Here is a 26,382-nt window from a genome sequence, read left to right as displayed (position 1 = left end):
GGAAACGCTAATTTCGGGAAGTGACAGCAACTTAAGTGAAGGGAGTAATTTTAAATTCCATATTATTTTATAAGAAATTTGTTTTATTCCAATAGTTTGTATACTTGTGATAAAATTAAATTACGGAATAATATATCAAATTTTGAGATGAAATGCTAAAATTACAAAAAAAGGGGTGTTGTTTTGGTAACGATTGAAGATTTTATGAAGCTGGACATTCGGATTGGTACGGTGACGAAGGCAGAACCATTTCCGGAAGCGAGAAAACCAGCAATAAAATTAGAGATTGATTTCGGGGAAATAGGTGTGAAAAATTCTTCTGCACAAATCACCAAAAGGTATGAACCAAAAAAACTTATCGGCCGCCAAGTTACTGCAGTAGTAAATTTTCCCCCAAGACGCATTGCAGGTTTTAAATCAGAAGTATTGGTAATTGGTGGTGTTCCGGAAGAAGGGGATGTTGTTCTTTTAAAGCCTGATGAATTTGTTGAAAATGGTACAAAAATCCTTTAGATCGTATAAAATCTTTTACTTTGGGTTAAGAGAAAAGATCAATCAATCGTAATGGATGTCTTTAACAATAGTGTGTCGCAGGGAGTGTCGATAGATGAACAAGGTACTTGATTCTTTCAGGAATTTATTTATGGATTTATTTTCGGCAGGAAAAGGATTTTTATATGGATTTACAATCATTGGATTATTTCTTGTTGTCGGTGCTGTTTTGCTGTACGGGATACTTTCACTGAGAAATTTTCTTTTTTAGAAACGGTGCTCTCCATCTCTAGTTACGCGCCAGAAATCTTTTAATGCAATTTAAAACCCCTTCCAAGAAGAGAAAGGGGTTTGGTTATTTGCGAATAGGAAGGCATAAGATTTCCTGTTTTCACCAGTGCAGCAAACCACCTGCCAAAGTTTCTGATATGGAAATACTGGTTATGGAACAACTAACCCTATTCCTGTTCAGCTTCGGGAAGAGCATTAATAGTTGATGCAATTTCTGAAATAACGATTTCACTTCCGATAATCGGTGATTCTTTTTCCGGATCAGGTTTACTGCCACTGTGGGCCTCTCTGAAATGATCACTGTTTCTCCAGACCGTGAAGTTTTCGAGATTTTCCCAATACATATTGACATTCATTTCATCGTATTCTTCGATATTTTGGGTTACTAATACTTCTACTTTATGAAAACCTTCCATTTTCTGAAGTGGGCCTGGTTTGGTGAACATTGGAGCCATTTTTGCCGCCATTCCCTTTTTAGTCTTGATTCTATTCGTAACAATAAACATATTGAAATCCTCCCTTATTTGATATAATCCTAGTATACAATCTTGATTGAATGAATGACATTAATAAGGAATGATACGATGGCTGGGAAAAGATAGTGATATGTTTATCATAGACCTAATCCTGATGGAGGTATTCGAGTGAAGGAATGGTCAAAAGCGTTAGAAATAAACGCACCCATCGAACTAGTCTGGCTTTTTTTTGATGGGCCTCTGGAAAATACGCAGCAAATTATGCCTCAAGTTGTTGTCCGTAAACCTGTGAAAATAACAAAGAAAGTGGTTGGAAGTGTGTATCGGGAAAAATATAAGGAAGGAAAACGCATCGAGGAGTATGATGTGGAGACAGTGGAATATTTAAACAAACCAGAGTATAAAAATCTTAAAATTAGTTTTACACTTGCCGATATGTTTGAAATTACGGCCCGATATGAAATGAAAAAGTTAAATGAAAACAAAACTTACTTCAAATATACGACTACCAACCATCCCTTGAGATGGTTTGCCAGATTCCCATTAATGTTTGCATCTGATAAAGTGGTTGTTGAATTTGTCGAACGAGTCAAACATGTTGCAGAGGCCTGAGTAGGATATTGAACTATCAGTTTGTCAAAATTAAAAAAGAGGATTTGGTTGATCTATACTGCTTTTTATGGTTGAGTATAGTCTAAAATATACAGACAGATTCTAAAGGAGGGGTCTAAAATGCATTTGAAGAAAAAGAATATGTTTTATGTGGATTTATCAGAACTGAACCAGTGGAACAGGTTTGATGTGGTTACAAATACACCTTTCGAGGAGGGGGCAGTCGAAAGGTTGTATGGAGTGGAGGATCATATTCTTAATTATAATTTGATAAGAAAGCTCAGACTTGGCGTTGTCAAAAATCAATACAATGATGAATGCTTTATTTACGATCCAACAGGGGGCAATTTCTTTAATGAGACAATTAAGGTCGGAATCTATTACCAGATCACCCATCCGGACTATGATGATAAGGAATTGGATCGTTGGATATTCGGAAATGAAGAGGGAGTAGACTACATACTGAATCTTTTTCCGAAAGATGGAGCATGCATTTTAAGTCTGTTGAACGATATTTTTAAAAGCAAGAAAGGTAAAGTGCTGGAGTTTAGAGCGCAATAGTAATTACCCATCCATCCATACTAATAAGAAGTAAGGCTGTCTGGAGAATTCCTTCCCCTTGGACAGCCTTTCTCTTTCGACAAAATTCGGGTGGTGCCTGGCACTGTTCGGTTTTCGACAAAATTCGGGAAGTGACAGGCACCGCATCTAGACTTCGGTGGCGATTGCTTCGGTAAGCCCTTTTGTCGTTTTCGGTATCACTGATTTGAGTGCCGGTTTGATTGCAGGTGCAAGTAGGCCACCTGGTTTTATTTCAAGATAACCCGTAATGCTCGTACTGGTATCCGTTATTTGTTCCGCTTCAAAATAACCAGAGCCTGTAAATTTTTCATTGATTCCTTTCAGGTCAAAGGTTACTTTGGTCGGCTCCTGCCAGTTTGTGATAGTTACCTTCATATGCAGTGTCCTTTTGATGACGCCAATATCACTGACAAATTTCCATGTGGACTGTTTGTCATCTATAATCTTATGCTCTATATAGCCAGGAACCAATGGCGCCCAATTATTGATATTGCTGACAAAATCCCATACCGTTTCAATTGGACGTTCCACTGGAACAGTGTGTTTTCCACTTGCCATTTGATAACCTCCTGTCTGAATCCATACATTTGAGCTTATTAAGAATCCATTAGTAATATTACCCATATGCAGCTTCACGAAACCAACAAGGCTAGTCCGGCTTGCTGTGTGAAACCACTTTCTGCTGGAGTGCAGCAAGGCCGGATCCGATGTAAATAAATAGTCTTTTAATTTTCATCAAAGAGAAAATGGAAGGTTTTTTTTGTTTTTATTTTTCAACAGAAATACTTGGTACCGGAACAAGCCTGCACTCTTCGGGCTGCACAACTATAAATATTATTCGACAAAAACCGAGAAGTGACAGGCACCTATTATTTAAGTTGGATCTTATCGTCTGCTGGGGTGGCGCGTTTCATAAAGAATGCTAGAATTAGTGCCACAATAATGACAAGGGTGGACACGAAGAACGCATCATTGATTCCGCCAAGCATTGCTTCCAGTGCGATTTGCTGTTGTACCTCAGCAGTTGGCTGTCCAACTACTGCTTCCGTTAACTTGTCAGCGTAGCCCTTTTCACGAGTGGCCATAACGGTAATGATCAGGGCAGTACCGATTGCGCCTGATATTTGGTTCAATGTATTGTTCATTGCTGTACCATGCGGATAAAATTCGACCGGCAATTGATTCAAACCATTGGTCTGCACAGGCATCATCACCATGGACATCCCAAACATCCGGATAACATGGACGAGCATTAAGTAGTAATAGCCCGTTTCGAACGTTAAATTGCTAAGCGCATAAGTCGTTCCCATCATCAGGGTCAACCCTGTAATTGCCAGGATTTTCCCGCCATACTTATCAAACAGTCTTCCGGTCACCGGAGACATTAATGCACTGACAATCGCTCCCGGTAATAGCATTAATCCGGCTTCCATCGGGGAAACTCCAAGAATTGTCTGTACGTAGATCGGCAATAGCATAAATCCCGAAAACATCGCCATGTTAATTACAATCATAAGAATTGCGGCCAATGAAAACATGGGAAAGCGGAACACACCAAAATGCAGCATCGGCTGTTTTAATTTGCTCTGACGCAGAATAAACAAGACCAGCGAAATAATACCGGCAACAAGTGAAATATAAACTTGAGGATTGCTCCACCCAAGGGACCCCGCGGAGCTGAATCCGTAAAGCAAACCACCAAAGCCAATGCTGGATAAGATGAGGGAGAAACCATCAAAATCAATGTTCACTTTATCTTTCTTATCCTTTAATAAGAAAAAGCCGAGCAGAAGAATAGCAATCGCGATTGGTGCAATAAAGTGGAACAGCATTCTCCAATTATAATGCTCCACAATCCAACCGGAAAGCGTCGGGCCGATGGCTGGTGCGAACATGAGAATCAGTCCAAGCACCCCCATGGCAGAACCACGTTTTGCCACAGGGAAACTAACAAGGATAACATTCATTAAAAGCGGCATCATGATCGCTGAACCGGATGCCTGAATCATGCGGCCTGCAAGCAGGACCTCGAATACTGGAGCAAATCCGGCCAGCACCGTCCCTAAGGAAAATAGGAGCATTGCCGCCAAAAATAAATGGCGCACGGAAAACTTTTGTATGAGAAAGGCGGTAGCCGGGATCAAGATACCGTTAACTAACATATAGCCTGTACTCAACCATTGGGCAGTAGCCGTCGTAACGTTTAAATCTACCATAATTGAAGGCAGTGCAACGTTCAATAATGTATTATTTAAAAACGAAATAAAGGCACCAATCATCAAAATGGCAAGGATACCATACTTCGGACGACTGGCGCTGTCTAGAGATTCACTCATCTTTTTACCCCCAATTAGAATTGACGAAATGCGAAGTATTCATAAGATATATCATATACCTGGCAGTAATTGTTATCAATAAAGAAGCCTCTCTGATAACAAGGTTATGAGCCTCCCGCACTTCCTCAATGCTGAAAAATGAAAATAAGCGCAGCATCCTTTATCACATAGCTCGAACGCTCCAAAACCTCCGACAGCCTCGAGATATTAGTGTAAAAAACCTGTTATGCATAACTTTCCAAAAATAAACCAACCTATAATGTATCAAAAATAGGGAGGTAAAATGTATGTCACAATCATTAAGAGATATTATGACGTCTCATGTTATGACAGTTAACGAAACGCAATCTGTTCAAGAAGCGGCTGCTCTTATGAGCCAGTACAATGTTGGGGCAATCCCGGTCGTAAATAATAGTGGACAGATGGTTGGTATTATAACCGACCGGGACATTACTTTACGTACAACAGCACAAGGGCAAAACGCGCAAACACAAGTTTCCCAAGTAATGACAGCACAGCAAGTGGTTCAGGGTACACCTGATATGGATGTGCACCAGGCTGCACAGTTAATGGCACAACAGCAAATCCGCCGGCTGCCGGTTGTCGAAAACGGCCAGATCGTAGGAATGGTCGCATTGGGAGACCTCGCTGTACAAAATCAATATGCGAATGAGGCTGAACAGGCACTTTCAAGTATTTCAACACCATCTGCACCTCAATCATAGGACATTGGAAAAAATCTTCTAACTATATAAGCAGGGATGCAAGCGGCATTCCCCAGTATGTTTTCATTCAAAGTGGCTGTTCCCTATTGTGTTAAAGCTTAAACAGTAAGGGCAGACACTTTTTTCTTTTGCATAAATTTACCCATTTACCAAGAAAAGAAGAGCCGTTTTAAAGACCTAGTGCAGTTTCTTTTAAATTTTTTAACTTTTCATATATAATAGAACTCATATTTACAAATAGGAGCTGAGGTAATTATGAGTAGAGAGAGTGTAGTTGAGCAAGGGTATTTTGGTGAGTTTGGTGGCAGTTTTGTGCCGGATGAACTGAAACGTCCATTGGATAAAATCGGAAGTGAATTTCATAAATATAAAGACGATCCAAAATTTCTGGAGGAGTATCGCTATTATCTAAAAGAATATGTGGGGCGTGAAAATCCACTGACGTTGGCAAAAAATCTTACGGATAAAATTGGCGGAGCAAAAATTTATCTGAAACGGGAGGACCTGAACCATACAGGGGCACATAAAATCAATAATGCGCTTGGACAAATTCTTCTCGCAAAACGAATGGGCAAGAAACGGATCATTGCGGAAACAGGTGCAGGCCAGCATGGTGTTGCAACAGCGACAGCGAGTGCGATGGTAGGACTGCCATGTACGATTTACATGGGAAAAGTGGATACGGAAAGACAAGCATTGAATGTATTTCGGATGGAATTGCTCGGTGCTGAAGTGGTTGCGGTCAATAAAGGACGCGGGAGACTGAAGGAAGCTGTCGATGAAGCGTTTGCCGACCTTGTCGCAAATCAGGAAGACACCTTCTACTTAATCGGTTCTGCTGTTGGGCCGTATCCGTATCCGGAGATGGTAAAGTATTTCCAATCGGTTATCAGTGAAGAATCGAAAAAGCAGATTCTTGAGAAAGAAGGGAAATTGCCGACTGCCATAGTTGCCTGTGCGGGTGGAGGAAGTAATGCAATTGGTGCTTTCGCCAACTATATCGATGATAAAGAAGTTCGATTAATCGGAGTGGAGCCTGCAGAAGCACCATCCATCTCACAAGGTATTCCAGCAGTTTTCCAAGGATATCGATCATTGACCTTGCTGGATGAAAATGGAGATCCCAAACCGACGAATTCCATCGCTGCAGGACTTGATTATCAAGGAGTTGGCCCGGAACACAGCTATTTGAACTCGACTGGCAGAGGGGAATATGTAACCGCAACAGGCCAGGAAGCACTGCAAGCATTTCAGGACTTATCAAAAATAGAAGGAATCATACCGGCTTTAGAAAGCTCTCACGCCGTCGCACATGCCATGAAGCTGGCAACAGAACTAGCTGAAGATGATGTGATTATCGTTAATCTTTCCGGTAGAGGAGATAAGGATGTTAACCAGGTGTATGATATGTTGAAATAGAAAATATCCCGCAAAATAAAATCATGCCAATGGGTTAAGCCCATTGGCATGGTTTGTTTTTTGCAATCAGTCTGATGAATAATTAGAAAGTTATGATAAAATATATGAAGATTGTAAGAAGTGTTGTTAAACTTTCTGGCAGTATTTAAGTGCAAGAAAGGTAAAAATAGACATTAGTACAACTTATATTTGAAAACGGGGGATGGATGTGAAAAGTCCAAAAATAATAGTAACAATATTTTGTTTGATTCTTGTATGTATAGGAAGTCTATTTATTTATTTCTTTACTGAAAGAAGTGAAAGACCGATATTAGTTTTGTTGTTAGCAGCAGTTGTGATGTTGATTCGACAAGTGATGATTAAAAAGTCAGAAGGCTAGGAATATAATACAAGCAGAAGAAGCGAAAATGTATGCCTTTCTCCAAATCATTTGTTAGGATGAATCAGATGCAGGAAATAATAGGACTTCGAACAATAAAGAAGGAAGACTGGGAATCAGTAAAAAATATTTATATACAAGGGATGGAAACAAGAAATGCGACCTTTGAAACGGAAGCTCCATCTTGGGAGAATTGGGACAGGAACCATCTGGATAATGGGCGATTCGTGGCTTGTATAGATGAAAAAATAGTGGGGTGGGTTGCCTTGTCTCCCTATTCTTCCAGGTATGTATATCGTGGGGTTGCTGAACTTAGCATATATATTGATTCTACCTTTAAAAATAAGGGAATTGGGTCACTTCTCATGAAATCCATCATTAACTATGGCAAAGAACAGCGAATGTGGACCCTTCAATCGAGTATTTTTCCTGAAAATCGGGCGAGCTTGGCAATGCATAAGAAATTCGGATTCAGTGAAGTGGGCAGAAGGGAAAAGATTGCTCAACTTGATGGTGTATGGAGAGATGTTATACTGCTCGAGAAAAAATTATGATAGCTTTTTCATTTACAAAGAAGGTAGGTAATAAAGTGGTTATTAATCATGGTGGTGCTCTAAGGAAAGAATATTTTATTTCGTATTTAACATTAGTCATGAACACAATGCAATGCCCTGTTGAACAAGCGAAGGAAGTGACTTTTCAACGATTGTTCAGAAATGATACAAAGACATTAGGAAAAGAAAGTTACCGGCAATTCCTTCTCGCGTATGAAGAGTTACGTTAATATTCCCTGTAGTCATATGAAGACACCCTATCAAAGTATCCGGGATACCTGATGGGGTGTCTATTTATATAACCCTTGTTTTTCTCAATTAAGTGTACTTACTCTTTTGGTTCCAGATCTTCAATGGAGTCGATGTCCATATAAGAAGGTACGACCACTCCTATTTTGGCACCTTCAAGGTTTGCTCCTAAGTCCTCAAAATCGTCTTCATACTTTGCATAGAAAGCACCGTGAGTTGCAGGCATCCATGGAGACAGAGAAGCATCCGCATCGCCTGTTGCAATTGCTTCAAATAAAATAGCCGGGTCAACTGGTGTAAGCGTAACATTAAACCCTTGTTGTTCTAATACTATTTTAGCTACATTAGCTGTGAAAAGTGCGTCATCCCATTGAGTTGTCGCCAGTTCTATAGAAGTGCCGTCTACAGGCTCAACACCTTCTGTCCATTCTGCAACTGTTTCGGTATTATCATCCACCCATTGCTGGGCTACTTTTTCATATTCAAAATTCATTTCTTGAGCTTTAAGCATGGCTGATTCCATTGCGGATAGTTCCAAATGGATTCTATCAAGAATCGTATGGGCGTTAGGCATATCATCTTTTAAGCCTTTTCGTACGATTGTTGTAATATGTTCTTCTTCTCCAAACATACCTTTAGGATCTTCTAAGTACTTAAGATCATATTTGGCAAATTTATAGTGAGGTGACCATCCTGTGACAATTATTGGTTCTTCATTTTCGATGGCTTCACCCAATTCAGTTAACATTGCAGCTGTCGATGCTGATTCCTGTTCCCAGCCAGCAAGACTTTCATACGCAGCTATAGCATTGTCAGTAGTTTCCGTTTGCCCTGCACCAGGTTCAACACCAGTAATGGTATATTCCATTTCTTCACTAACATTTGTGCTAGCCTCATCTGCACCATCGCTCGCACTCGCGGTATCATCTGTATCTTCTTGGCCACAACCAGCAGCTGCAAGTGATAAAGATAAACCAGCAATGATTCCCAATCTCTTCAGTCTGAAATTAAACATGATGTATAAAACTCCTTTATTACTTATTTGCTGCTTTTCCTATAACGTAAATTAAGCAACAACTAACTTAAAATTTTATATTTTTTCTTTATATAAATCAACCAGTGTATTCTGTTATTTTTGTGCATATAGAACATAGAGTCTGAAAATGCCCGCTTTTAGTAGGGAAGCCGATAATTTCCTTCATTTTGCTCCGTATTAGTGCAGTCTTGAACAAGAAAAATTTGTTGATTGGGCGAGGGATAAAAAATTATACTTGGAGATAATGGATAAAGATAGAAATCAGGCATTTTAGTATTTTAAATCAGCAAAAATGGTTGTCTTTTTCTTCAGTAAGAATTTTTTGAATATTATGGTAGTATAAAAGGGGAGAAAGTGATAGTAGGATTGTATTTCAGATTGGTGGGGATAAAGTGAAGAAAGAGTATTTGATTTTAATCAGTTTTCCTATTTTACTTGCTGCAATATTTGGATGTTCAGCAAAGCAGGAACAATTTAGTGATGAAAATATCATTTTTAATGTAGTCAAAACTGAATCAACGGAAGGGTTTAACATATACAATTGAAATATCTAATGAATCTGGTTTTGACTTAACCCATCTGACGTTTCATTTGAGTTACCCTATAAAAACACCAAATGGGACTAAGAGCAATCCATTTGTGATTGAAGGAATACCAGATAACATAGGGAGACCAGCAAACCTCAATGCAGATAAAACAATGCAGTTCACTGTCTCGGCCCCCATAAGTGAGGTTTTTACCAGCACAGATTTACTTGATATTGAAAATCCAAGTATTGAGCTAAAAGGTTATGTTAAAGAAAAAAATAGAGAAATTCCTTTTGGGATGTCTGGTGGATTACGAGTCTATGATGAAAGTTTCCAACAGGTAAAGAAATAAGCATATACTGGGGGAATCCAATTGATTTACGATCGCCAAAATAAAACCATTTCTGCTGAAAGATTAATGTTAAGGCTGTTTGAAACCTCTGATGCGACAGAGGTTACCAAGCTTTGTAACAATTATAATATTTATAAAAATACTTTGTATTTGCCATATCCATATGTGATAACGGATGCTCTATCCTGGATAGAAAATCATGTTTCTAACTTTAATGATAACAGATCCTATGAATTTGCCGTTACAGATAAAATAACAGGTAAATTATATGGAGCAATAGCATTATCTAACAATCAAAAATTTAATCATGGTGAAATTGCCTTTTGGATTGGGGAGGAATTCTGGGGGAGCGGTTATGCTACCGAGGCGTCCCATTCTATACTCAAATTTGCCTTTATTGAAAAGCAATTGCATAAAGTATATGCTCGTCACTTTAACTCAAATCCGGCTTCTGGCAGAGTTTTACACAAAATAGGCATGAGAAAGGAAGGTGTTTTAAGAGAACATGTCATGAAGGAAAATCGATATGAGGACTTGGTGTATTATGGAATTTTAAAAAATGAGATGTAATTGGGAATTTATGCTGTCAATATGGCGGCTTTTTTTATTTCATTAAAAGAAACAGCTTCATAACTTAAGAGTTGTCAAACGGCACAAGAATAGTGTGATACCGTTAAAATAGAAATATATTGCTGTATTTCCTGCCTTATTTCTTTTCAGCAGATAAATTTAGGAAATATTTCCGGAACACCCTTTCAAATACCCAAACACCTGTCCTGAGCGCTAAATTGTATAACCACCCTGTTAAACTTGGGTAAAGACAAACAGCAGCGCTGAAAAAGAGTATACAACCGAAATAAAAATCGCGTAGCAGCGTAACTATTTATTCTCAGGAGGGATTCAAGTGAACGTGAAGCAAAAAGAAATGTTCTTTCTCGATGCAACGGAACTGGTTAACGGAGTGGATTTTGAAGTGGTTACAGATACGACATTTACAGAAGGAGCGGTGGAAAGGCTGTATGGGGTGGGAAATCTTCGCATTGATTACGCACTAATAAATATTTTAGGTCTTGGCGTCGTGAAGAATATTCATTTCGATGATTGGTACTTATACGACACAGCGTCAGACAACATTATAAGTGAAACGGTAAGACTCGGGATTTATTATCAGCTGAGCCATCCGAAATATGATGATAAGGAACTGGACCGCTTGATATTTGGCACTCCTGCCGGTATGGACTATGTGATGAGCATCCTTGGTACGGATGGAGTCTGGGTAATTGCACGGCTAAAAGGTATTTTTGATGAAAAAAAAGGAAAGGTCTTGGAATTCCGGCAACGTAAAAATTAAAATTTTCCAGGAGGTTATGATTCGATGTTTAAAAAATTGTCTCTGGAACGTACTGAATGCTATGGAACATGTCCGATATATCAAGTGGAGGTCACACCTGATGGAATGGTTTACTGGAACGGGGAAGGTCATGTTTCTTTTATGGGGCAGACAACCTTTCAGATTTCTGAAAAAAAAGTACAACAGCTGGCGTCACTTCTGGAAAGCTTTGATTATCGTGTATTCACTTATAAAGAGGGGGACCTGTTCGCTACAGATATGCCACATTGCATCACAAGGGTTGAATATGAAGATGGTTTTGTTAAAGAGGTCGATCACTATTTGGGAGATATCGATCAGAGGGAAAATCATCTCAAACATTCACTTACGAGTCTCGAAAAATTTGAAAAGCGGGTGGAGCGAATAATCGGAACAAAACATTATGTAGAACAATACCTATTCATTTATCATATAAGGGCAAAAGGTTCTGCTTATGTTGTTTCTGCACCTAATCAAGAAGAGGCAGTAAACCTGGCAGAACCGGAAATGCAATGTAAGGTAAACAAGATCGGGAAAGATACAACAGGCTCGCTATTTCCGTATGTTGTGATGAAAAGCGATGAAAGCTTTGATTAGTTGGGTTAATACAAACTAGTCAAAGTTGTGATGAAAATACTGGTCGTCTTGAAGGTTTTCTTCAAGACGGCCGTATTGCGTCAACCGATATTGAAATCTGGCATCTTCTCGTCCCCATGTCCGTCTAAGTCTAAAGTTCTAGATGAAATCAGGCCGAGGGGTAATGTCTGAAAAATAAAAACAGTTTAATATAAAGGCAGTTAGAATCAGAAATGGCAGGTGATTATAGAATGTTTCATTTAAAACCGAAATAAAAAAGGTGCTTAAGGACCAGGGTCTATATACTTAAAATTTTTGTAAATTATGAATGATCTATAACAAATTGCACTGTTTTTTTAGTATACTGTTTAGGGTTTATAAATAAAAGCGAGGGACGGGGAAGAATTGCTGAAATTTATTGTTAATCGCAAAATTTTGGTAGGGTTGACTACAGTTTTAGTACTTATTTTAGGGGGTTATTCATTAACAAATCTTGATGAAGAGCTATTTCCACCTGTAGAGTTCGATGGAGCATATATTTCTGTCAGTGCAGGGGACATGGCTGCTATTGAAGTGGAAAGAAAAATTACGACACAGCTCGAACAGAGTATTCTCGGAATTGATGGTGTAGAAGAGATCTATTCCACGAGCACAATCGGACAAAGCAGTTTACAGATTATGATTGAGAAAGGTCTCGGTGAGGAAGTTTCAAAAGATATCCAGACTGCTGCAAGTACTGTTACCTCCAATGTTGCAGGTGTTACAGAAGTAATCGCGGAACAGATGAGTTTAAGTGCAAACTACGAATTTTACATGGATGTTTCAAATGGGGAAATGGAAGAACTGACAGCTTTTGCGGAGGATGTTCTGGAACCTCGTTTGGAGGAGCTTTCCGAGGTAAGAGATGTTTCTCTTATGGGAATACAGGAAAATGAAATGAGCATCGAATTCGACCGGGATAAGCTGGCAGAACACGCACTGGATAGTTCACAAGTTATTTCCACTATCCAGCAGACGAATACAGAAGCCACATTAGGGGAAATCGAGGAGCAAGGTGCACAGCCATCTATTCGCTGGGAAACCAATTTAAATTCGATGGAAGATGTGGAAAACATAAAAATTCCAACACAGGCAGGTTTTATAGAATTGGATGAGATTGCTGATATTTCTATACAGCCAATGGAGAATGCTTCCTATGTCTGGAAAGATGGAACGAAGGATTTTATATTTGTTCAAATCGGCCGGACGTCCGATGTGACACAAATCGAAATGGCCGAGGCAATCCGGGAAGAAGTTCAACAAATCAGAGATGAAGGACTGGTAAAGGGATTTGAGTTAAATGAGCTCGTTGCACAAGCTGATTATGTAAAAGAATCCATTGATGGGGTCTCCAGTAATATCCTTATTGGAGGGATTTTGGCAATTGTCATCTTACTGTTGTTCCTGCGCAATGTTCGGGCAACGGTCATTATCGGGATCTCCATTCCAACTTCGATTCTATTAACCTTTATTACAATGTGGGTTTTAGATTACAGCTTCAATATGCTATCACTTATTGCCCTTGGTCTGGGTATTGGAATGATGGTAGATTCATCAATTGTTATTTTAGAGTCGATTTACAAGAAAAAAGAACAAGGATTAAAACCATTGGAATCGGTGCTGGAAGGAACAAGAGAAGTTGCTTCGGCAGTGATCGCTTCGATGCTGACCACAATAGTCGTATTTTTGCCAATCGGCTTGATGGGCGGAGATGTCGGACAGTTTATGGTCATCCTGTCTGCGGTGGTTGCCGTTACACTAATCAGCTCGGTTATTGTATCCTTTACTTTAATTCCATCCTTGTCCGAGAAATTCCTTAAAATCCGCATCAAGAATAAGGGGAAAGAAGGAAGCATTGTTAAAAGGTATGGAGAATTCGTTTCCTGGATCGTAAAGAAAAAACGCAACAGCATAGCAATGATCTTTATCTTTTTCCTTATGTTCGCAGGATCGATGTTTCTCGTATTTAAAATTCCAATGACGATTATGCCGGATGTGCTAAATCGCTATGCGGAGTTAATGATTGACCTTGAGACAGGAGTTTCTGCAGCAGAACAGGAAGAAGTCGTGCAGAAAATGAATGAAACACTGGCGTCAATTGATGATGTGGAAACAAGTTACATTATTGATGATGGATCCATGTTCTACATGCTGATTAATATGACCAAAGGCAATGAAATTACAAGAGAACAGAAAGAAGTCAATGAGGAGATATTAAGCTCCTTGCGTGACTTAGAGGAAGATTTCCCGATTAAAAGTGTTCAGAGTGCAATGTCTGTAAGTTCCGGACAGCCGGTTCAAATACAGATGAAAGGTGAAAATTATGAAGAACTGCAAGTGCTCGTAAATGATTTTACACAAGAGCTGGAAGGTATCGAGGGACTTACTGGGGTCACGAATTCGATTGAGCGCACTTCCGTTGAAAAGGTCGTGGAAGTGGACGAAGAAGCGTTGGAAGATGCCGGTTTATCGGAAATTCAGATTCGCCAATACATACAGGAAGCATTTCTCCATATGCCAATTGGTGAAGTAGCAATCGATGAAAAAAGTGTTCCTATAGTAGCGAAGTGGAATGAAGAAATAGTAAATGAGGAAAGCCTGCTTGATCTGGAAGTTCCAACTCCTGAAGGGGAAAGGAGCCTATCCGATTTTGTACAATTACGTAGTGTCGATATGCCGAATGAAATTTCGCATATCGATGGAGAGCGTTATATAACAGTTTCTGCGGATATTGAAAATACCGATTTAGGGACAGTAAACAGAGAAGTACAGAATCTGATCGATGATTTCGAAACGCCAGCTGGCTACACGATTTCTGCTGGGGGCGATCTTGAAACGCAGCAGGAGCTTCTATATGATATGGTTCTGATTCTCGTCATATCGATTTTCCTCGTGTACTTGGTGATGTCCGTGCAATTTAATCATTTGGCACATCCGATAATTGTTATGTCCGTAATCCCAATGACAATTGTTGGCGTCATCCTTGGATTGTTTATTACGCAGCGGGAACTTAGCGTGATGTCGGGAATGGGAATCATTATGCTCATTGGTATTGTGTTAAACAATGTAATATTATTAATTGACCGTGCTAATCAGTTAAGAAGAGGGGGAGCTACTGCAAATGAAGCAATCAGCAGGGCTGGCAAGGATCGTCTGCGGCCGATATTCATGACGACATTTACGACAATCGGCGGCATGCTCCCACTTGCGTTAGCATCAGGCACAACAGGCAATTATCAGGCACCGATGGCAACCGTGATCATCTCCGGACTTCTGTTCGCAACAATGATCACATTAGTCTTGATTCCTGCTGTCTATCGAATGTTCAATGCAGCTGGAAATGGATTTGGAAGGTTATCTAAGAAGAAAAAAAGAAAAGCCCAGGATGAGGCAAAAGAACTGGCAGGATGACGCGTGGCCCGCGGGTGGACCGCGGGGACAGGTTTGTTGGACCATTTTTTTGGCAAGTAAGGAATATAAACTTTCTTACTTGCATAAGGGTAACTAAGGCATTCGCCGAAAAGGCTTGGCGCATTCCAAGTTTTCTAAAACTTTTTTAAAACAGCACTTTAAGGTTGAAAGATATACAAACAAGGCGATGATCTCCTTTAGTTCAGGAGACCATCGCCTTGTTGTTTATTCCTCTTCGAAAATCTCATCAAAAGCTTCGGATACCTTATCAAATTCCTCATCCGTCTCAATCGCCGAGAGTTCCCCATCTTCATCAATTTTAAGGAAAAATACATCGATATCTTCTTCACTTTCAGCCTGTACATCCTCTAAAAAGCTGACAGCCACATAATCTGTGCCTTCCAATGTAACCTTTGCAAGCACTTCAACTTCCTGATCTTCATCCAGTTCATCGCTAATCGTAAAAACTTCACCAACTTCAATTTTATCCATACAATTAACCTCCATCAGAACGCTGGAACAGTTCTCTCGAATTACCCCACCCTGTTTCCAACATCCTTTTTCTTTAGTTTTACTTCATTTAAGCGTTTAATGCAACAATTAGCTATGGTACTTTTCCCCGGTATGCGGGGCCAACTCCATCCTCGGCCTAGGCGGTACGTGGTCCGCGGGGACAGGTTTCTCGGTCCAATTTTTGAATAATATAAAAATGGACCGCCTTTCCTGTCCCCCTGACCCACCCAAAAAATGCACATAAACTGGTCTATCGTTGAATAAGTTGCTACGAAGTATAAAAAAGGAGTTGCATGCGGCGTGGCAAACTATTTAAACAGTGCTGCTTTTGAACACAAGTTTTGGCTTCAGGTACTTGGAGATCATTCCCGTTTTATCCATGATTCACTTTATCCCTCTGAAAAGGAAGATATTGCAAGGGCTGCTTATTTTATTGAGCAATACGATCGGCTTTTGTCTCAGGTTCGTTCTCTCAACGAAACAAATGCAATTGCTTTCGCTGAGGCCGTCCAGCAAGTTACCGAGCAATTGAAGGATTTTAAACTATCAATCATCAGACGGAATTTAGTGAATGAAATCGACATTCACCTGTCACCAACCTTTGTTAACCATATGGTCAATGAATTGGAAGAGTATCAATTGGTGCTGAGCTATCTGGAAAAAGGGGAAGTACCTCCAGTATTCCATGAATTGCACCATCACTTGGTTTGGCTGCTGGATGCCTCCGGTCACGCGGGCGCGATCAATGATCGGATGGATGCTGTGGAAAAAAGGCTCAAGGAAAAAAGCGAAATGTTTACAAAGCACTTTGAACAATTTTATTTGAAAGCGGTGGAGCTGACTGGTTACTTGAGGGCGAACATTGCAAAATTCCCTGCTTTAAACCGGTTTAATGACAATGTGGAAATTGAAATGGAATTGTTCAAAACATTTCTAAATGAACTGGAAGAAATGGAATTAAGTGCAGAAGTGCTTGGGACATTCACGGCCTCAATGGCAGATCATATGGCAAGGGAAGAACAATATTACTTGACTAAGCTTGCAGAAGCATCGCGTGCATCGTAAAGAGTAAGACAAAGGTGGGACATGTGGCCCGGAGAGACATTCTTTGAACTGATTTCCGAATATTTGAAAAATGGACCACCTTTCCTGTCCCCACGTCCCATATCCCCACGTCCCATAAATGACAGCTTTCCTGTCCATCTGTCTCATTTTGCGCTAGAATGGAGGTAAAATATTAATTACAAGGAAAGTTGGCGTTAGCATGACAGAGAAAAGTATTATTTTTTTTGATATAGACGGTACATTATTGAATCATGATAAAAAATTGCCTGTCTTGACTAAAAAGGCTATTTTAACTTTAAAGGAAGCTGGACATGAAGTGGCAATTGCAACTGGACGTGCCCCATTTATGTTTGAGGATTTGCGGAAAGAGCTGGATATTCATACATATGTCAGCTATAACGGACAGTATGTTGTACTGAATGGCGAGGTTATCCATACAAATGCATTAGATCTTGCCTCCCTTGGACAATTAACCGAAGAGGCGCTCGGAAATGATCATCCAGTTGTCTTTATGGATCACGAAGACATGACAACGAATGTCCCGGATCATGACTATATAACGGAAAGTATCAGCACGTTAAAAATTGGCCGTTTTCCGACACATGATCCCAATTATTATAAAGATCGCCCCATCTATCAGACACTCCTTTTCTGTGCGGAAGGGGAAGAAAAGCAATATGAACAAAAATATAAAGACTTTGACATTGTCAGATGGCATCCGGTTGCTGTTGATGTTCTGCCTGCCGGGGGATCGAAAGCTGAAGGAATCGGAAAAATTGTCCAAAAGCTAGGTTTTCCTAAGGAAAGACAATATGCTTTCGGAGATGGCCTCAATGACCGGGAAATGCTTACGAACATCCATCATAGTGTAGCGATGGGAAATGCAAGAGACGAAATCAAATCAGTCGCCAGATATGTAACCAAATCGGTAGATGAAGATGGTATATATCATGGGCTTAAAATGGTTGGTTTACTGTAGCGACTAAGGGGCAGCGAGACGAGAAGTCCGGTAAAACCCTTCAATCGGTTGCTAAAAAAGCTTCAATTTTGCCGATTATTAGTATAATATTAACTGTATATTATATATAGAAGGGGTAAATAATGGAAAGTTTTAATTTCTCTTCGTTAATGGAAGGTAAAAACTACTCGTTACCTGAACAGGTTGCAAATTATATATTAACAAAGATATTTATAGGTGAACTCTCACAAGGTAGACGACTGATTGAATCTGAAATTGCTAAAGAACTAAATGTTAGTAATATTCCTGTCCGGGAAGCGTTCTATATTTTACAAAATACTGGCATTATCGAAAGGTTACCAAGAAAAGGTGTACGGGTAAAAGCGATAACGCAACAAGAAATGAGGGACTATACGGATGCATTAATTGAATTGTTTCGGCTAGGAGTCGATTATTCGGCCTCTAAGTGGGATGATGAAAAACGTAATCATTTGAAACAGTATTTAAAAGAAGCAAACGAAATGCTACTGGAAAATAATATACTGCAATATGTGGTAAAGGTACATCGATTATGCGGCTATATATTTGACGTTGCAGAAAATAGGGCATTTATCAAATTTTATTCTAACATAACATTTATTACAAATGCATATTCCCAAATGATGTGGGGCGATGTTGAAAAAACAAAAGAACGTTATATGCATTTAGAAGCATTGGTAGATTCCCTTGTCCATTCCAATTTCGAGCAGGCAAAAGAAGCGTTTGAAATATTGACGAGACAATCCTTAAGTTTTGAAATGTTATAAACAAAAACTGAATTTGGTTGGTTAAGAAAGAGAGACAGCGTTATTGAATCTGTCTCTCATCTTATTAGTTGGCCATTACGCCGCCATCAACGTAAAGTTCTATGCCAGTAATGAATTTAGATTCTTCCGATGCAAGGAATAATGCAGCATTAGCAATATCACTAGGATCTCCAAATTGACCTAATGGAGTTTTATTTAAGTAGTATTGTTTTACTTCCTTTGCTTCTTCTGTTTCAAGTGCTGCAGACATCGGTGTGCTGATTTGACCTGGTAAAATAACGTTCGCTCTGACATTTTCTTTCCCATAATCCACAGCTATATTTTTAGTTAAACCGATTAAACCTGCCTTAGCAGCCCCGTACCCAGTACCACCTTGTCCACCAAGTGTAGCAGCGATAGAAGAAATGGTTACAATGGAACCTCCTCCATCTTTAATCATTTCAGGAATAGCATATTTGCTTCCGAGGAAGGCACCTTTTAAGTTAATTGCCAGAAGTTTATCCCATTCGTCTGGATCGTGTTCATGCGCTTTTGCTACAAATGGACCAGCGACTCCTGCAGTGTTTACTAAAACATTAACTTTACCATACGTTTCTACAGCAGTATTAATAGCATTTTCCCATTCTTCCGGAGAGGAAATATTTAGTTTAATTGCAATCGCATCTCCGCCATCCGCTTTAATTTCATCAACTACTTTTTGAAGGGCTTCTACGTTCATGTCGGCTCCAACCACTTTTGCCCCTTCTCTTCCAAATAAACGAGCTTGTTCTGCACCCATACCACTACCTGCACCCGTGATAATAGCTACTTTCCCTGTCAATCTACTCATTCTAAATCCCCCTTGATCAATATAATGTCGTAAACAAAATAAAATTATTATATTATTTTGTATAAATATATTATATATAATATATAATATTTAGTCTATTAAATTGCTTGTACTATTGAATACAAAATTCGTCCAAATATAAGTAAGAAAAAAACTATAAAAATAGATAAACTTGACAGTTTTTTAGCCTTTCCAATTGTAGAAATCCAGCAAAACGGGTAGTCTATAATTAGAAAACAATAACTGGGAGTGATAAGAATGTATCGTACAGTATAAGACTTTCTAGGGGATTGGACACATTCTGCAAATGGCACCATCCAGGTTTTGGAATCATTGACAGACGATAAGCTGGACCAGGCTATTGTTGAGGGGCATAGTACATTGGGTTGGCTAGGCTGGCATATTACGACAAGCACGGCTTTTTTTGCTGAATTGGTCGGACTGGATGTAACCGTCCCTACACAAGATTCTGTACCAAAGGAAGCAGCGGTCATTGCTCAAACCTATAAAGAGGTTTCAGAAAAACTCATTCAAGAGATAAAGCAGAAGCTTTCGGACGAAAAAATGATGGAGGAAGTAGATCAATTCGGCAGACAAACCCCCCGGGGCGCAGTTCTAAGAGATGTAATCCACCATCAAACACATCACCGCGGACAGATGACGGTTTTATTGCGCCAGGCAGGCTTGCATGTTCCAGGGGTAATGGGACCAACGAAAGAACAGGGCGGTTACTGATCTACTGGGTACACCGCAACCGAAACATAAGACATAGAAAAGGAAAATCGGACATAGAGCGAATACCGAATTGGACATTCTTGTATATGAAAATCGCAACCGGCTCATAAAGGATGGGCCGGTTTGTCGTTTGTTCGGATCAATAGCATTAGACAGTAGGTTCGTGGAAATGCTGGGTACAGGTTTTTTAATGTATCTCAATTGTTTACCCAATCATTCCAGATGCCCCTAACTCTTTATCTAAAGCAGTTTGGGGCTTGCATCCCTTCTAAATAATTCTCTATTTCAGTAATGGCTCCAATCCGTAAAGGTCCAGTGTTTCGTTCAAATCAAATAAATTATATTGCTTCTTTTTCAGAAAGAACTCCACCATCAAATCTTTCTTATCACTTCTGGACAGGGAGTAGCCGGCAGATTGAAGGAGAGAATCGGTTTCTTCTAGTGTCAGCTCAAGCGCAAAAGCAAGGGCAATCAGGCTGTTTTTCTTCGGAAGGTAGTCGGTATTGCTGCGAATCTTTGAAAAATGTCTGCGATCCATACCTGCCTTTTTATAGACTTGCGGGTCAGTGAGCCCTGATTGATTAATATAGTCAAATAAGACCTGCTGAAAGGTCGGCTGACGGTTATTTTCGATGTAAACATCCAGTTCCATCTCTTTGAGATCAAATTGATGCATGCTACTTTCATTGTAAAGGATTGGATAATCATCCAAATGCTCTTGTAAAAATGCCTCCAAATCCAGTAAGAATTCTTGATTTAGCATGACACTGCCTCCCCGAAATGTCGCTTTGTGGGCGACCAATTAATGGAAATCATCCAATATGATTATAGCATAGTAACTAATCTGAAAGGATGATTCGAATGAATAGAGAACTGACAGAAATTATATTTTTACTGGACCGCAGTGGGTCGATGGCTGGACTGGAAAAGGACACAATAGGTGGATTTAATTCAATGATCAAGCAGCAGCAGGAAACCTATCATTGGGAGTTTATATTTTTAGGAGCAAACATCGATGCAGTCAAGGAAGCGGATCGTATCGGAATTAGTGAGGAAAGTGCCTATGAATTTGAGGCATCCGAGGAGGGTGTGGAAAAATTGTATAGCATGGTTAATGAGGAAATAACAGAGAGAAGAACAATAAATAAATGATATGCACGCACTGGTTTAGCGTATCAGTCCCTCATTGCATGGAACATCATGCAATGCAATGGGAACCTGATGTTTTTTATTTGAATAGACTTGGGTTAATGTGTGGATTCATCTCCCCTGTATCCTAGCTCACTAAATACACTCTGTTATGATCATGAACAAAATGGTATGAACCCAATTCTGCTGGGTTCATTCCTAGTTCTTTTCTCTCCTCTTTACTAAAAAATAGGAAGTAATCCAGGAAGTGATCGGAATAGCCAAAGCTATACCGATTCCGGCGCACAGTATGGTCAGTATTTCAGCGGTAAATACTTTTGAATTTACAATCTCTCCAAGTGAATAGGATAAATCTTTAAACCAGATCAACAATGCTAGATAGCCACCGAAAAAGGCGAAAAATAGCGTGTTTGAATTGGTACCTAAGATATCTCTGCCGATACTCAGTCCTGATTGGAATAAATCTCTTCTGCTCATTGACGGGTGATGATGAAATATTTCACGCATAGGAGATGCAATGGAGATGGTGATATCCGTTATAGCTCCTATTGCACTCATAATAATCATTGCGGTGCCAATTTTTACAAAGTCTACCCCAATATATAAATCAAATATATAAAGTTCTCCAATTTCTTCTTCACCAAACCCTTGAATCATCGCTTTTTCTGTTACGTACATAATAAAAAAGATTAAAATAACAATGGTTATGACCGTAGAAATGAATGCCGTTTTTGTCGTGCTGTTCACTTCACTAATATAAAAGAGTGTAATAAAGCTAATTGCAGTACTTGCAATAATAGTTAAGATAATCGGATCAGCAGTTGGATCTAACATAATAAATATCGTGAAAAGGAGAACAACGAAGTTCAGGAATAAAGCGATAAACGACCTAATCCCTTTTCTGCCGCCAATAAGAACCATTAATATAAATAGAATTCCCGTAAGCAAAACTAATGTATTCATAATCTCTTCCTCTTTCGGTTAACGAAAAATAAAGCCGTATATAAACCTATTGGAATGGTGATTACAATACCAATCCCACCTGCCAGTGCTCGGGTCAATTCCAATGAAAGGTTAATAGAAAAAGTATACGTCAGCAGTGAACCATTCTTTAAATACAAAATAAGCGTCGGAATGGAGCCGCTGATATAGGCAAAAAACAAAATATTCGTCATAGTTCCCATAATATCCTTCCCAATTTCTATACCTGAAGTTTTTAGAGCCTGTACAGATATAGTGTTATTTTTTTCATATAAGCTAAATAGGGAAGAAGACATCGTTACGGCGACATCCATTACTGCCCCTAAAGATCCGATGAATAAACCTGCTATAAACACGACATAAGGGGGGCGAGTGAGAAATCCCATTCCCTCAAAACGCAGGCCGTTTGCGGATGTTAACATAATAACAAGGTAGGTTATGAACAGGGAAAGAAAGGTTCCTAGCAAAGTCGCCACTATGGCTGCATAGGTTTTCTCGTTAACACCATTTACGAGCAATAAGGTAATACCCGTAAATAAAATTGCGCTGATACCGCATATCCATAACAGGCTTATGTTGGAGGTATGAATATAGACATCTAGTGCATAGGAAATTAAAGCGATATTAACTGCCAAACTTATGATCGAATACAGACCTTGCTTCTTTCCGACAATTAATAAAGTAAAGATAAAAATCCATGCAACTATTACAATGTATTTATCCCGTTTTACATCAAGAATAGCTCCAGTCAATTCCGTATTTCCAGCTGTGTTCTCATCTATTGAAACAAAAATTTCATCTCCGGCATGGTATTCTTGATCATAGGCTCCAGATGCAGAATATTCATTCGTTAGATGGATATTTTGTCCTTTTTCATTCCCATTTTTTATTTCTGCTACAATCTGCTGGATAAACAGATAATCTTGATTATTATTCCTACCCAGGATTTCCTCTGAATGTTCAAGGTTCGATTCTGTAACTTTGGCTATAGTACGTTCATAAAATGAATAATTGTGATAAACAAAGAACACAGAGACAGCACAACAGAGTGCTAATATGCTGTATAACATATATTGTTTATAGGTGATTTTTTTAATTTTGTTTACGATCGTTTCCAAGGCAAACCTCCACTATCCTTTGCACATTCCACGCAATCCACTCGCTTTGGGAACGCTTGGACTCAAAAAAAGAATTATCGGCAAGAAAATCTGGGATGAACTCTCAGCTCATTCAGAAATTTTATGAAAAGCTGCAAAGACTCTTCATTAAATCTTATGCCTATCTTGGTCCAAAATGTAATTACTTATCAGTAGTCATTTTCAATTGCTGAAACATTACTTGACTAGAAGGGTAACAAAAGAAGAAATTCGATAAACTTCCTTGGGGGGATGATTGCCCCAGCTGTTTTTAGGCGGATAAGAAAGCAGTTCTTTTAGTTCCAGGGCCTCAACTTAATCCATTTCATATAAGAATTCATATCAAATAATTAGTATAGCACGTGTAATAGGGAGAATCTATTGTAAATAAAAGATGGTTTGTTTGAAGTTGGTAGATCTGTTCATTTTTATTGAGAATATCTGGAAAAAATTGAAGGGTTTTTAATGAATTTTGTCGAAAGGTAATAATAGGCACTTATTATGTGTTTTAGTAGAGCGAAGATTAGGGGGAGAAGCAATAATGAAAAGAGAAAAAGAGAAAAAAAAGAGAGCAAAGCTTCCTTTTCGAGTTAATCTATTATTTTTTATTGTGTTTTTATTGTTTTCCATGCTGATTCTTCAACTAGGCATTGTTCAGATACTTAAAGGGGAAGACTTCCAAGAGGAGATTGAACGGACAAACCTCGATACAACAAAGATTGCTGTACCGAGGGGAGAAATCTACGATGTGAATGGAAATCCAATTGTAGTTAATAGGCCGGTGTATTCAATCACATACACACCGCCAAAAGGAGTCCAGGCAGATGACAAACTTGAAACTGCAGAGAATCTAGCTGTCTATATTTCTATGGATGATAAAGAAATTCTTGAGGGTATCACCGAAAGGAATAAAAAAGAATACTGGTATCTGAAGAATAGAGAGAAAGCAGATAAGCGACTTACTTCCAGGGAAAAGGAAGGATTGAGCAATGCCGAAATCTATAATGCAACACTGGATAAAATAACAGAGCAGGAAATCAGCGGCTTCAGCAATCAAGAGCTGGAGGTTATTGCGATAAAGAAAGAGCTGGATAAAGGCTACTCGCTGACCCCTCAAATCGTAAAGAACGAGAATGTCAGTATGGAAGAGTACGCGGGAATAGCAGAAAATCTTAATGAACTATCAGGCATCAATGCAACGACAGACTGGAATAGGGAGTATCCATATGATTCTACACTATCCAGCATGCTCGGTACGATTACTTCTCAAGAAGAAGGGATTCCTGCCGAAGCAAAAGAGACGTTTGTAAGTAAAGGATACAGCTTAAATGACCGAGTTGGAAAAAGTGGTCTGGAGACGCAATATGAAGATCTGCTTCGCGGAAGAAAGGAACAAATCCAGTACACAACCAAAAAAGATGGGACAGTCATTGATTTTGAAACGGTAGTTGAAGGAAAGCGTGGAAAAGATCTTGTCCTGACGATTGATATGGAGTTTCAGCAGGAAGTTGACAAAATTGTCCTGGAGGAACTGCAGGCAGCCAAAAGTCAGTATCCGTATGATAATCAATATTTGACCGATGCACTTGCAGTTGTCATGGATCCGAAAACTGGCGAACTGCTCGCTGTATCGGCAAGCCATTATAACAAAGATAAACAAGAATATGAGGATGCAGGCTTCAAAGCACTGTCAAATGCGCATACACCTGGTTCTGTCGTAAAGGGTGCAACGGTGCTTGCGGGGCTGGATTCGGGTGTAATATCGCCTCGGGAGGTAATTTATGACCGACCAATCAACATTGCTTCAACACCGATCATGCGGTCTTATTCAAATAATATCGGAGCAGTAGACGATATTGCGGCACTAAAAAGATCATCTAATGTGTATATGTACTATATTTCCTTAAGATTAATGGGAGAATACCGCTATCCATTTCCAGATGGTGAATCTGTCCAAAGAGATAACCCCAATGCTTTCCAAGATTTACGAAATTATTTCAACCAGTTTGGCTTAGGAGTTTCTACTGGAATTGATTTTCCTAGTGAATCAACCGGTTATCAAGGAGATGGCAACAAAGCCGGTGATATGATGAATCATGGTATTGGTCAGTTTGATCAGTATACGACGTTGCAGTTGGCACAATATGCTTCAACCATTGGCAATGGCGGCTACCGTGTGCGTCCACACTTTGTAAAGCAGATCCATGAGCCAATTGCATCCCAAAATCAACTTGGTCCTGTATACAAATCAATAAATACAGAAGTTCTTAATAAAATCGTAATGAGTGAGGACCATATCGATCGCGTCCAGGAGGGATTTCGTCAAGTTTACCAGGAATCTGGTGGTACCGCATATAAATATTTTAATGATGTAAACTATGATCCTGCTGGAAAAACGGGAACAGCAGAAATTGATTATTTTGAAGATAGTGAGAAAAAGGCAGAAACCGTGAATCATAACCTCATTGGGTATGCTCCTGACAATGATCCGGAAATCGCCTTTGCGATTGTTGTCCCATATACTGGCTTAAATAATGATCATCCAACCCACCATAATATCGGGAGAAGAATTCTTGATACGTATTTTGGCTTGAAAGAAGAAAGGGATGAGGAGAGTGAGGATGGAGAAGGGGAGAACGAAGATAGGTCAGGAGATGAAGAATAAATATATAATCAATGGAATGTCAAGATGCCTGTCCCGCACCGCTTTTAATGTAGTGGGGGGCAGACGCCTTTTATTAATAAGCCAAGGATATCACTAAGTTTTATAAGTATTACTAACATA

The 26,382-nt window shown here is 39.4% G+C and carries 29 protein-coding genes; 20 read left to right on the top strand and 9 right to left on the bottom strand.

Annotated elements, in window-relative coordinates:
- The first annotated feature begins 183 nt into the window (after positions 1–183).
- Both csaA and A4245_RS20330 read left to right on the top strand, forming a co-directional pair.
- Positions 184–513 (top strand): chaperone CsaA, encoded by a 330-nt coding sequence (csaA, locus tag A4245_RS06980; protein ID WP_067726995.1) that lies wholly within the window; start codon positions 184–186, stop codon positions 511–513.
- A 94-nt stretch (positions 514–607) separates the two neighbouring features.
- Positions 608–763 carry a hypothetical protein gene (locus A4245_RS20330; RefSeq protein WP_199860654.1) on the top strand — a complete coding sequence of 52 codons (156 nt, stop codon included), beginning with the start codon at positions 608–610 and terminating at the stop codon, positions 761–763.
- Between the two features lie 187 nt (positions 764–950).
- On the opposite strand, the gene A4245_RS06975 is transcribed toward A4245_RS20330, so the two are convergent.
- On the bottom strand, positions 951–1,289 hold the full coding sequence (locus tag A4245_RS06975) for a heme oxygenase (protein WP_067726994.1): 339 nt from the start codon (positions 1,287–1,289) through the stop codon (positions 951–953).
- A gap of 138 nt (positions 1,290–1,427) precedes the next feature.
- Between A4245_RS06975 and A4245_RS06970 the strand changes: the two genes are divergently transcribed.
- Together A4245_RS06970 and A4245_RS06965 are read left to right on the top strand one after the other, a co-directional pair.
- Positions 1,428–1,871 (top strand): hypothetical protein, encoded by a 444-nt coding sequence (locus A4245_RS06970; RefSeq protein WP_067726993.1) that lies wholly within the window; start codon positions 1,428–1,430, stop codon positions 1,869–1,871.
- Between the two features lie 120 nt (positions 1,872–1,991).
- Positions 1,992–2,432: a hypothetical protein gene (locus tag A4245_RS06965; RefSeq protein ID WP_067726992.1), complete on the top strand. Its 441-nt coding sequence runs from the start codon at positions 1,992–1,994 to the stop codon at positions 2,430–2,432.
- A gap of 147 nt (positions 2,433–2,579) precedes the next feature.
- Here A4245_RS06965 and A4245_RS06960 read toward each other — a convergent pair whose 3' ends face one another.
- Both A4245_RS06960 and A4245_RS06955 read right to left on the bottom strand, forming a co-directional pair.
- The gene (locus tag A4245_RS06960; RefSeq protein WP_067726991.1) at positions 2,580–3,011 is read right to left on the bottom strand and encodes an SRPBCC family protein; all 432 of its coding nucleotides are present in this window, start codon (positions 3,009–3,011) and stop codon (positions 2,580–2,582) included.
- Between the two features lie 311 nt (positions 3,012–3,322).
- On the bottom strand, positions 3,323–4,789 hold the full coding sequence (locus A4245_RS06955) for a DHA2 family efflux MFS transporter permease subunit (RefSeq protein ID WP_067726990.1): 1,467 nt from the start codon (positions 4,787–4,789) through the stop codon (positions 3,323–3,325).
- Between the two features lie 287 nt (positions 4,790–5,076).
- On the opposite strand from A4245_RS06955, the gene A4245_RS06950 reads away from it, so the two are divergent.
- The 4 genes from A4245_RS06950 (at position 5,077) to A4245_RS06935 (ending at position 8,096) form a co-directional block, all read left to right on the top strand.
- Positions 5,077–5,514, top strand: a complete 438-nt coding sequence (locus A4245_RS06950) for a CBS domain-containing protein (RefSeq protein ID WP_067726989.1) — start codon at positions 5,077–5,079, stop codon at positions 5,512–5,514.
- A gap of 255 nt (positions 5,515–5,769) precedes the next feature.
- Positions 5,770–6,933 (top strand): tryptophan synthase subunit beta, encoded by a 1,164-nt coding sequence (trpB, locus tag A4245_RS06945; protein ID WP_067726988.1) that lies wholly within the window; start codon positions 5,770–5,772, stop codon positions 6,931–6,933.
- A gap of 447 nt (positions 6,934–7,380) precedes the next feature.
- Positions 7,381–7,866 (top strand): GNAT family N-acetyltransferase, encoded by a 486-nt coding sequence (locus A4245_RS06940; protein WP_067726987.1) that lies wholly within the window; start codon positions 7,381–7,383, stop codon positions 7,864–7,866.
- The gene (locus tag A4245_RS06935; RefSeq protein ID WP_324609843.1) at positions 7,863–8,096 is read left to right on the top strand and encodes a hypothetical protein; all 234 of its coding nucleotides are present in this window, start codon (positions 7,863–7,865) and stop codon (positions 8,094–8,096) included. The genes A4245_RS06940 and A4245_RS06935 overlap by 4 nt, the downstream gene beginning before the upstream one ends.
- A gap of 98 nt (positions 8,097–8,194) precedes the next feature.
- Here A4245_RS06935 and A4245_RS06930 read toward each other — a convergent pair whose 3' ends face one another.
- Complete coding sequence (locus A4245_RS06930; RefSeq protein ID WP_067726986.1) at positions 8,195–9,130, bottom strand: glycine betaine ABC transporter substrate-binding protein; 936 nt, start codon at positions 9,128–9,130, stop codon at positions 8,195–8,197.
- Between the two features lie 413 nt (positions 9,131–9,543).
- On the opposite strand from A4245_RS06930, the gene A4245_RS20045 reads away from it, so the two are divergent.
- The 6 genes from A4245_RS20045 to A4245_RS06905 all read left to right on the top strand — a co-directional run bounded on the left by A4245_RS20045 (position 9,544) and on the right by A4245_RS06905 (position 15,425).
- Complete coding sequence (locus A4245_RS20045) at positions 9,544–9,696, top strand: hypothetical protein (RefSeq protein ID WP_157087673.1); 153 nt, start codon at positions 9,544–9,546, stop codon at positions 9,694–9,696.
- A 94-nt stretch (positions 9,697–9,790) separates the two neighbouring features.
- Entirely contained in the window at positions 9,791–10,030 is a 240-nt protein-coding gene (locus tag A4245_RS06925; RefSeq protein ID WP_067726985.1) for a hypothetical protein, read from the top strand.
- A 21-nt stretch (positions 10,031–10,051) separates the two neighbouring features.
- A complete protein-coding gene (locus A4245_RS06920) occupies positions 10,052–10,600 on the top strand; it encodes a GNAT family N-acetyltransferase (protein ID WP_067726984.1) in 549 nt (182 codons plus the stop codon).
- A gap of 334 nt (positions 10,601–10,934) precedes the next feature.
- Positions 10,935–11,381 (top strand): hypothetical protein, encoded by a 447-nt coding sequence (locus A4245_RS06915; protein ID WP_067726983.1) that lies wholly within the window; start codon positions 10,935–10,937, stop codon positions 11,379–11,381.
- A 24-nt stretch (positions 11,382–11,405) separates the two neighbouring features.
- Entirely contained in the window at positions 11,406–11,996 is a 591-nt protein-coding gene (locus A4245_RS06910; protein WP_067726982.1) for a DUF6438 domain-containing protein, read from the top strand.
- Between the two features lie 384 nt (positions 11,997–12,380).
- Positions 12,381–15,425 carry an efflux RND transporter permease subunit gene (locus A4245_RS06905; RefSeq protein ID WP_234402369.1) on the top strand — a complete coding sequence of 1,015 codons (3,045 nt, stop codon included), beginning with the start codon at positions 12,381–12,383 and terminating at the stop codon, positions 15,423–15,425.
- Positions 15,426–15,650: 225 nt separating this feature from the next.
- Here the strand turns inward: A4245_RS06905 and A4245_RS06900 are convergent, their stop codons facing one another.
- Complete coding sequence (locus A4245_RS06900; RefSeq protein WP_067726980.1) at positions 15,651–15,917, bottom strand: DUF1292 domain-containing protein; 267 nt, start codon at positions 15,915–15,917, stop codon at positions 15,651–15,653.
- 321 nt (positions 15,918–16,238) lie between these two features.
- On the opposite strand from A4245_RS06900, the gene A4245_RS06895 reads away from it, so the two are divergent.
- The 3 genes from A4245_RS06895 to A4245_RS06885 all read left to right on the top strand — a co-directional run bounded on the left by A4245_RS06895 (position 16,239) and on the right by A4245_RS06885 (position 18,767).
- Positions 16,239–17,003, top strand: a complete 765-nt coding sequence (locus A4245_RS06895; RefSeq protein WP_067726979.1) for a DUF2935 domain-containing protein — start codon at positions 16,239–16,241, stop codon at positions 17,001–17,003.
- Positions 17,004–17,202: 199 nt separating this feature from the next.
- Positions 17,203–17,982 carry a Cof-type HAD-IIB family hydrolase gene (locus tag A4245_RS06890; protein WP_067726978.1) on the top strand — a complete coding sequence of 260 codons (780 nt, stop codon included), beginning with the start codon at positions 17,203–17,205 and terminating at the stop codon, positions 17,980–17,982.
- A gap of 122 nt (positions 17,983–18,104) precedes the next feature.
- Entirely contained in the window at positions 18,105–18,767 is a 663-nt protein-coding gene (locus A4245_RS06885; protein ID WP_067726977.1) for a GntR family transcriptional regulator, read from the top strand.
- Between the two features lie 64 nt (positions 18,768–18,831).
- On the opposite strand, the gene A4245_RS06880 is transcribed toward A4245_RS06885, so the two are convergent.
- Positions 18,832–19,596 carry an SDR family NAD(P)-dependent oxidoreductase gene (locus tag A4245_RS06880; RefSeq protein WP_067726976.1) on the bottom strand — a complete coding sequence of 255 codons (765 nt, stop codon included), beginning with the start codon at positions 19,594–19,596 and terminating at the stop codon, positions 18,832–18,834.
- A gap of 315 nt (positions 19,597–19,911) precedes the next feature.
- Between A4245_RS06880 and A4245_RS06875 the strand changes: the two genes are divergently transcribed.
- A complete protein-coding gene (locus tag A4245_RS06875; protein ID WP_234402373.1) occupies positions 19,912–20,331 on the top strand; it encodes a DinB family protein in 420 nt (139 codons plus the stop codon).
- A gap of 280 nt (positions 20,332–20,611) precedes the next feature.
- Here A4245_RS06875 and A4245_RS06870 read toward each other — a convergent pair whose 3' ends face one another.
- On the bottom strand, positions 20,612–21,094 hold the full coding sequence (locus A4245_RS06870; RefSeq protein ID WP_067726975.1) for a hypothetical protein: 483 nt from the start codon (positions 21,092–21,094) through the stop codon (positions 20,612–20,614).
- 98 nt (positions 21,095–21,192) lie between these two features.
- On the opposite strand from A4245_RS06870, the gene A4245_RS06865 reads away from it, so the two are divergent.
- Positions 21,193–21,483 carry a hypothetical protein gene (locus A4245_RS06865; protein ID WP_067726974.1) on the top strand — a complete coding sequence of 97 codons (291 nt, stop codon included), beginning with the start codon at positions 21,193–21,195 and terminating at the stop codon, positions 21,481–21,483.
- Between the two features lie 195 nt (positions 21,484–21,678).
- On the opposite strand, the gene A4245_RS06860 is transcribed toward A4245_RS06865, so the two are convergent.
- The gene (locus tag A4245_RS06860; RefSeq protein WP_067726973.1) at positions 21,679–22,443 is read right to left on the bottom strand and encodes a YibE/F family protein; all 765 of its coding nucleotides are present in this window, start codon (positions 22,441–22,443) and stop codon (positions 21,679–21,681) included.
- The gene (locus A4245_RS06855; protein ID WP_157087674.1) at positions 22,440–23,531 is read right to left on the bottom strand and encodes a YibE/F family protein; all 1,092 of its coding nucleotides are present in this window, start codon (positions 23,529–23,531) and stop codon (positions 22,440–22,442) included. Before A4245_RS06855 ends, A4245_RS06860 begins: the two co-directional genes overlap by 4 nt.
- Before the next feature lie 607 nt (positions 23,532–24,138).
- Here A4245_RS06855 and A4245_RS06850 point away from each other — a divergent pair.
- Entirely contained in the window at positions 24,139–26,262 is a 2,124-nt protein-coding gene (locus A4245_RS06850; RefSeq protein ID WP_067726971.1) for a peptidoglycan D,D-transpeptidase FtsI family protein, read from the top strand.
- Positions 26,263–26,382: the final 120 nt, after the last annotated feature.

The organism is Oceanobacillus damuensis, assembly GCF_001618145.1.
Classification (GTDB): Bacteria; Bacillota; Bacilli; order Bacillales; family Amphibacillaceae; genus Oceanobacillus; species Oceanobacillus damuensis.
Note: the sequence above shows the minus strand (reverse complement) of the source record. Positions and strands in the feature narration are given on the sequence as shown.